The organism is uncultured Mailhella sp. (genome assembly GCF_944324575.1).
Lineage (GTDB): Bacteria > Desulfobacterota > Desulfovibrionia > Desulfovibrionales > Desulfovibrionaceae > Mailhella.
Genome location: NZ_CALUWV010000101.1, coordinates 1 through 7,693, shown reverse-complemented (window position 1 = coordinate 7,693; position 7,693 = coordinate 1). Strand labels below are relative to the sequence as shown.

The window sequence follows — 7,693 nt, the reverse complement described above, 5'->3', positions numbered from 1 at the left end:
GTCATAACCCCTTGAAAAATTTGGCTCCCCGAGACGGACTTGAACCGCCAACCTAGTGATTAACAGTCACCCGCTCTGCCTATTGAGCTATCGGGGAACAAAGCAGCATTCGCTGCGAAAAATTACTTAGCCGATTGAGCCTGCACCGTCAAGCGTTTTCTTGAAAATTTCTAAAATTTTCCTCACGACAGGCAAACGGTCATGCTGCAGATGGACCGATCCCGTGTCGTTACGCAACCGGGAGCGCGTTCATGCTGAAAAATCATGGAGGAATGCCGTCATTCTCACCCTGCTCCGCTCTTTCGACTGAGGGATGCGCCTGAAAAGCGCAGTCGAAAAAAGGAATCATGCTCCGTTGCATGATAATGCCGGGCCATGAGGGAAGCGCACGGACCGCCCGCACGCAATGGCCGCACCAATCATGCGCCTTGCCGCCCGCTCCATGCCGTCTGAGGGATTTCCCCCGGACCGCCCGGAAGAAAAAACAGAATGAAGAAAACGGCCTGCTTCTCTGACTGAGGGATCGTGCCGGACCGCCCGGAACGAAATCACAGAAGCTGAAAAGAGAGCTTTGGAGATGGAAACTGTCGGCATTCCTCCCGGGAAATCACTATTTCAGCACGGCGCCGGTATTGGCGCTGCTCACAAGACGCGCATAACGGCCGAGCCAGCCGGTCTTGATGTTGGGTTCACGGGGGACGAAGGCAGCCTTTCTGCGGGCGAGCTCTTCTTCGCTCACTTCCACGTTGATGCTGGCATTGGGAATGTCGATGGCGATGATGTCGCCTTCCTGAATAAGTCCGATGGGGCCGCCGTCGGCGGCTTCAGGAGAAACGTGTCCGATGGACGCGCCGCGGCTTGCACCGCTGAAACGGCCGTCGGTAATGAGGGCCACGGTGGTATCCAGCTTCATGCCGGCAAGAGCGCTGGTGGGATTGAGCATTTCGCGCATGCCGGGTCCGCCCTTGGGGCCTTCGTAGCGGATGACAACCACGTCGCCTTCGTGAATTTTACCGTTGTAAATGGCGTCGATGGCTTCATCCTCGCTGTCAAATACACGGGCGGGACCGCTGTGCTTCAGCATTTCGGGAGCCACGGCGCTGCGCTTCACCACACAGCCGTCGGGAGCAATGTTGCCCCAGAGAATCTGAAGGCCGCCCGTGGGGCTGTAGGGGTTGGAAAGAGGACGAACCGCGCCAGTGTCCTTGATGACCGCACCCTTGATGTTCTCAGCCACGGACTTGCCCGTGGCAGTGATGAGGCTGGTGTCGATGAATCCGCCCTTGGCGAGCTCGGCCTGCACGGCCGCAATGCCGCCCGCGGCATACAGATCCTGCATATGGGTGGGACCGGCAGGAGCAAGATGGCAGAGATTCGGAACCTGAGCGCTCACTTCATTGAACAGCGCAAGGTTGAAGTCCACACCGGCCTCATGGGCGATGGCAAGCAGATGAAGCACGGTGTTGGTGCTGCAGCCGAGCGCCATGTCGCAGGCAAGCGCGTTGCGGAGCGACTTTTCGTTGACGATGTCGCGGGGCTTGATGTCACGTCTGAGAAGTTCCATCACGGCCATGCCGGCATGCTTGGCAAGCTGCATTCTGCGGGCGTGCACGGCAGGAATGGTGCCGTTTCCGGGCAGCGCTATGCCCACGGCTTCGCACAGGCAGTTCATGGAGTTGGCGGTATACATGCCCGCACAGCTTCCGCAGCCGGGGCAGACGCCGGTTTCGCACTCTTCAAGCTGGGCGTCGTCAATGAGCCCCACCTTGCGGGCGCCAACGGCTTCAAACATTTTGGAAAGGCTCACTTCCTCGCCGTTGTAAGTGCCGGCCATCATGGGACCGCCGCTGCACACCACGGAAGGAATGTTCAGGCGAAGCGCACCCATGAGCATGCCGGGCACGATCTTGTCGCAGTTGGGCACGAGCACCAGCGCGTCGAGCTGATGAGCCATGGCCATGGTTTCCACGCTGTCGGCAATGAGTTCACGGCTCGCCAGCGAGTATTTCATGCCGATATGTCCCATGGCGATGCCGTCGCATACGCCGATGGCGGGAATGAGAATGGGAGTGCCGCCGGCCATGCGCACGCCGGCCTTGACGGCCTCGGCTATCTTGTCCAGATGGGCGTGTCCGGGAACGATTTCGCTGTAGGCGCTGATGACGCCGACGAGCGGACGATCCAATTCTTCCTTGGTGTAGCCCATGGCATAGAAAAGACTGCGGTTGGGCGCGCGTTCCACGCCCTGCGTGACATTCGCACTGCGAAGCTTCATGAGGTATTCTCTCCTGTTCCCTTCCCGTAAAAGAGCAGTTTATGTTTCAGCGTTCCGCCGGCATCAGTAAAACGGGGCGAGAGCCCCGACGATATGCCGAACATGGACGTACTGCAGACGGCATCCGCGGCACGCTTCCGGCCGAACGACCGTAAAGACAGAAATCGCCGGACAGCAGAAGCCGCCCGGCGATTTCTTCAAACCGATGTTACTTCTTGAGCCAGCTCATCATCTGACGAAGTTCAGCGCCGACCTTTTCGAGCTGATGCTCGGCTTCCAGACGGCGGGTGGCAAGGAACTTGCCCTTGCGACCGGCGGAGAATTCCTGCATGAACTCGGAAGCGAAGGTGCCGTCCTGGATTTCTCTCAGAACCTTCTTCATTTCCTTGCGGGTCTCTTCGGTGATGAGACGCTTGCCGGTACGGTAATCGCCGTATTCGGCGGTGTTGGAGATGGAGTAGCGCATGAAGCCGAAGCCGCCGTTGTTGATGAGGTCGACGATGAGCTTCATTTCGTGGATGGTTTCAAAGTAGGCCATTTCAGGAGCATAGCCCGCTTCCACAAGGGTTTCGAAGCCGGCCTTCATGAGTTCGGTCACGCCGCCGCAGAGCACGGCCTGTTCGCCGAAGAGGTCGGTTTCGGTTTCTTCGCGATAGGTGGTTTCCAGAATACCGGCGCGACCGGCGCCGATGCCGGAAGCATAGGCCAGAGCATAGTCCTTGGCACGACCGCTGTAGTCCTGGGCGATGGCGATGAGGCTGGGCACGCCCTTGCCTTCCTGATACTGGCTGCGCACGGTGTGGCCGGGGCCCTTGGGGGCGATCATGATCACGTCAATGTTGGAAGCGGGCTTCACGAAACCGAAGTGAATGTTGAAGCCGTGGGCAAAGCAGAGCACGTTGCCTTCCTTCATGTGAGGAGCAACCTGCTTGTTGTAGATGTCGGCGGCGACTTCGTCGGGCACCAGCATCATGACGATGTCAGCGGCTTCGGCAGCGGGTTCCACTTCCATGACAGTCAGACCGGCGGCCTCAGCCTTGGCCCAGCTGGAGCTGCCCTTGCGCAGACCGACGACAACGTTCACGCCGCTTTCATGCAGGTTCTGGGCATGGGCATGGCCCTGGCTGCCGTAACCGATGATGGCGACCGTCTTGCCGTCGAGCACACCAAGATTGCAGTCTGCGTCATAGTACTTCTTGATCATGATAATTTCTCCATTTCAATGACTATAATTCATTCCCGCAGCAGAGGTTAATCCTTGCTGCTTTTCCACCAATCACTCTGTGATCCTCTGGGCATGCCGATGATGCCGGAGCGGCACATCTCAAGGATCTGATAGGGCGACATGACCTCCAGGAAGCCTTCAATCTTGGAAGGCTTGCCGGTGAGTTGTATTACCATGCTACTAGAGGTAAGGTCAATAATTCGTGCCCGGTAAACCTCAACGATATCTTTGATGGGAGAAATCGTCGCCGGATCAAAGGCCATGCGCAGCATGATGGTCTCGCTGAGCAGGCTTTCGTTCGGAGGAAGAAGAGTGATGGATTTCACCTCTTCCATCTTGAGCGTCTGCTTCACGATCTGATCAAGCACATGGGAATCGCCTTCCGTCACGATGGTGATGATGGACACGGCGGGATCGCTGGTCTGGGCGGCCGTGACGCTGGTCATGTTGAAGCGACGACGGGCAAAAAGGGAGGACACGCGTGCCATGACGTTGGCGTTGTTATCCACCACGATGGAAATCACATGTTTCGTCATATTGTCCCCCTTCTCTATTCCATGATGATGGAGTCACAGGTGCAGCCGCCGGGAATCATGGGAAGCACCTTTTCATCCTTGTCGATGCAGCAGTGAATCCACACGGGCACGTCGCTCTGAAGAGCCTCCGCCATGGCCTTTTCCAGATCGGCCAGCGTATCGCAGTGGTAGCCCTTGCCGCCGAAACCTTCGATGACCTTCACATAATCGGTGCGGCGATTGAGGTCGGTGCAGGAATAGCGCTTGCCGTAGAAACTCGTCTGCCACTGACGCACCATGCCGAGAACATGGTTGTCCAGAATGACGGTGATGACAGGAACCCCGAAGCTCACCGCCGTGCAGGCCTCGTTCATGTTCATGTGGAAGGAGCCGTCGCCGGTGAAGAGCACGACTCTCTTTTCGGGCTTTGCAATCTTGGCGCCGATGGCCGCGCCGTAGCCGAAGCCCATGGTGCCGAGACCGCCGCTCGTGAGGAAGTGGCGGGGCTTGACGTGATGCAGATACTGCGCGGCCCACATCTGATGCTGGCCCACGTCGGTCACGTAGATGGCGTCGTTACCGGCCATTTCATTGACCTTGCGGATGACCTGATGAGGCTTGAGCGTGGTGTCGCTGTCTTCGGGATGATAGTCTTCCTGCTTCCACTCGGCGATCTGGGCAAGCCATTCGTCGCGGCAGGTCTGATGCAGCTTGGGCAGAAGCGCGCAGATGATGTCCTTCACGTCGCCCATGAGGCTGACGTCCACGCCGACGTTCTTGTTCACTTCGCTCGGATCAATGTCGATCTGAATGAGCTTGGCGCGGCGTCCGAAGGCGTCGGGAGCGAGGGCCACGCGGTCGCTGAAGCGGGTGCCCACGGCCACCATGACGTCGGCATAGTCGAGGGCGAAGTTGCTTGTGCGGCAGCCGTGCATGCCCACCATGCCGAGATTGAGCGGATCATCGCTGTCGATGACGCCAGCGGCCATGAGGGTATAGGCGCCGGGCATGCAGGTCTTCTTCATAAGCGCGGCAAGTTCAGCGCTCGCGCCGGAGGAAATGACGCCGCCGCCGTAGTAAATGGCCGGACGCTGGGCATTGTTGATGATGTCCGCGGCCTTGTCGATGGCGTCCATGTCAATGTGGGAGGTATAGGCATCGCGCACGGGGGCGGCAGGCACGAACTCGGCCACGGCCGACGTCATGTCCTTGGGAATGTCCACCAGCACCGGTCCCTTGCGGCCGGTCTGGGCAATGCGGAACGCCTCGCGCAGAATGTCGGCGAGGTCTTCCACCCTGTCCACCACAAAGTTGTGCTTGGTGATGGGCATGGTGATGCCCGCAATGTACACTTCCTGGAAGCTGTCCTGCCCGATGAGAGGCGTGGGCACGTTGCCGGTAATGGCTACCATGGGTACGCTGTCCATGTAGGCCGTGGCAATGCCGGTAACAAGGTTGGTCGCTCCGGGGCCGCTGGTTACCAGAACAACGCCGGTGCGGCCGGTAGCACGGGCGTAGCCATCGGCCGCATGAGCGGCGCCCTGTTCGTGGGCGGTAATGATATGACGGATACGATCCTGGTATTTATACAGTGCGTCGTACAGATTCAACACAGCGCCGCCGGGGTAGCCGAACAGCGTGTCAACGCCCTGCTCCACCAGCACTTCACAAAAAATTTCCGAACCGGTCAGTTTCATATTCTTCATCCTTATGGGCTGAAACCATGCTGATCCGCACGAGGCGGACCTCCCCCAGTCTCACGACCCGCCATTTTGCGGCGGTCTTTCGGCCTGTTTCCCCCGGGCTGCGCTTTCCGGCCCCTTTCGTGGGTACAGGCGTTAATCGTAGAATAATACTGGACTGCTTTTTCTTGTCTTGTCAAGTAAGGAAAGGCAAAATAACCAGTCGAAAAAGCAAACTATTTTTTTCACATTTTCGAAAACCGTCCGTAACCACAGAGAAAGCCGGGCGAGATGAAGAAAGAAGCACTCCATCTCCCTTCGAAGTGCTACGGACAGCAATATAAAAATGTTCCGCAGATACACAGCGCATCAATGTTTGAAACATATCCGTTTCACGTCGCTTCCATTTCCAAGGGAATGACATGACGGTCGTGCTCTTTTCCATTGCGGTCCGTGTCCGGAGCCGTTCCCACACGGGGAGCTCTCATGCCTCTGCGCGTTTTACGCGCCCGAAGCCAACTCTCTCCGCCCGGAAATTCCGTCGGCAAGTTCGCTCTTTTCCCTCTTTTCTTTTAAGGATACCATACCGGCACAGGGGAGCGCCTCCCCGGATATGACGGACATGCACGCCTCTCGCAGTCCGTCCGACATCTTTTCCGCCGCGTTTCAGCAGGAAAAGCGCACCCGCCGCGCGCCCGCTTCCGGCGTTCCGCCTTCCACGGAAGAGCCGGACGCGGCAGACGCCCTGCACTTTCAAGGAGGGCCTTCATGACTCACAAGACATATTCCGGCTTCGACAGGCTGCCGAACGGCCTTGCTTCCGACATCGTCACGCCGGGCTGCCTCGTTCTGGAAGGCGGCGCGCTGCGCGGCACCTACAGCGTCGGGGTCATGGACGCCATGATGGAAGCCGATCTCAATCTCGCCTGTACCATCGGCGTGTCCGCCGGAGCGCTTAACGGCATAAGCTATGTTTCAGGGCAGATAGGCCGCTCGGCACGCAGCCCTCTGCGCTTCCGGCACGACCCGAGGTATTTCGGACTCGGAGCCTTTCTGCGCAACCGCAGCCCCTTCGGTTTCGACTTCATGTTCGGAGAACTCTCGAAAACGCTCGATCCTCTGGACATGAAGCGCTTTCTCCGACCGGAACGCCGCTTTGTGGCCGTGGCCACGAACTGCCTTACCGGCAGGCCGGAATACTTTGAAAAAGGACACTGTACCGACATCATGCTGGCCACGCGGGCATCCTCCACCATGCCTTACATTTCGCAGATGGTGCGCATGGACGGTGCTCCCTACCTCGACGGCGGCTGCTCGTGCAAAATTCCTCTGGCATGGGCTCTGGAAAACAAATTTCCGGCCATCGTGGTCATCAAGACGCGCCCTGAGGCCTATCGCCGCAATCCCGAAGCAGGAAAAAAACTCGCGCAGCTCTACTACGGCAGAAAATGGCCGGCCCTTGCGCAGTCGCTGGCACAAAGCAACGCCGACTACAACCGGCTCTGCGATGAAACAGACAGTCTCAGACGACAGGGGCGCATCTTTGTCATCAGTCCTTCCCGATTCATGGATATAGGCCGCATGGAAAAGGATCTGGAAAAGCTCGGTGAATGGTACTGGCTCGGCTACCGAGACGCTCAGAACGTTCTGCCGGAGCTCAAGGCGTATCTGGAGGAAAAAAACAAGCCCGTCAGCAACGAAGCGATGCCGAACGTCTGAAAACACCGCGACTTCATCTCATTCCGCAACTTCGCCGTCCCCGGCCAGAGGCCCCCGCGGCCTTTGCGACTGCGCTCTTTCCCGTAAAAAAGCAAGAGAGCCACTCCCGACGCAAGTCCGTGCACGCTTTTCCCCCCAAAAAAAAAACGGCGCACGCACAGAGCGTAGGTTCTGCTTTCCATAGCGCAGAACCTTAAAAGAAGAGGCGCCCCCGAAAATTCAGGAGCGGCTCGTACTGTACGAAGTTCCGTCCGGCCGTGCCACAATCGGTCAGCCC

5 protein-coding genes and 1 tRNA gene are annotated in these 7,693 nt (G+C 58.3%); 1 reads left to right on the top strand and 5 read right to left on the bottom strand.

The window, feature by feature from the left end:
* Positions 1–21: 21 nt before the first annotated feature.
* The 5 genes from Q0J81_RS09655 to ilvB all read right to left on the bottom strand — a co-directional run bounded on the left by Q0J81_RS09655 (position 22) and on the right by ilvB (position 5,712).
* Positions 22–97 (bottom strand) — tRNA-Asn (locus Q0J81_RS09655).
* Between the two features lie 513 nt (positions 98–610).
* On the bottom strand, positions 611–2,275 hold the full coding sequence (gene ilvD, locus Q0J81_RS09650; RefSeq protein ID WP_294447474.1) for a dihydroxy-acid dehydratase: 1,665 nt from the start codon (positions 2,273–2,275) through the stop codon (positions 611–613).
* A 208-nt stretch (positions 2,276–2,483) separates the two neighbouring features.
* Positions 2,484–3,476, bottom strand: coding sequence for a ketol-acid reductoisomerase (gene ilvC / locus Q0J81_RS09645; protein WP_294447475.1), 993 nt, complete (start codon positions 3,474–3,476; stop codon positions 2,484–2,486).
* A gap of 50 nt (positions 3,477–3,526) precedes the next feature.
* Positions 3,527–4,036 (bottom strand): acetolactate synthase small subunit, encoded by a 510-nt coding sequence (gene ilvN, locus Q0J81_RS09640; RefSeq protein WP_294447473.1) that lies wholly within the window; start codon positions 4,034–4,036, stop codon positions 3,527–3,529.
* A 14-nt stretch (positions 4,037–4,050) separates the two neighbouring features.
* On the bottom strand, positions 4,051–5,712 hold the full coding sequence (ilvB, locus tag Q0J81_RS09635; protein ID WP_294447472.1) for a biosynthetic-type acetolactate synthase large subunit: 1,662 nt from the start codon (positions 5,710–5,712) through the stop codon (positions 4,051–4,053).
* A 753-nt stretch (positions 5,713–6,465) separates the two neighbouring features.
* Between ilvB and Q0J81_RS09630 the strand changes: the two genes are divergently transcribed.
* On the top strand, positions 6,466–7,416 hold the full coding sequence (locus tag Q0J81_RS09630) for a patatin family protein (RefSeq protein ID WP_294447471.1): 951 nt from the start codon (positions 6,466–6,468) through the stop codon (positions 7,414–7,416).
* The last annotated feature ends 277 nt before the right edge of the window (positions 7,417–7,693 follow it).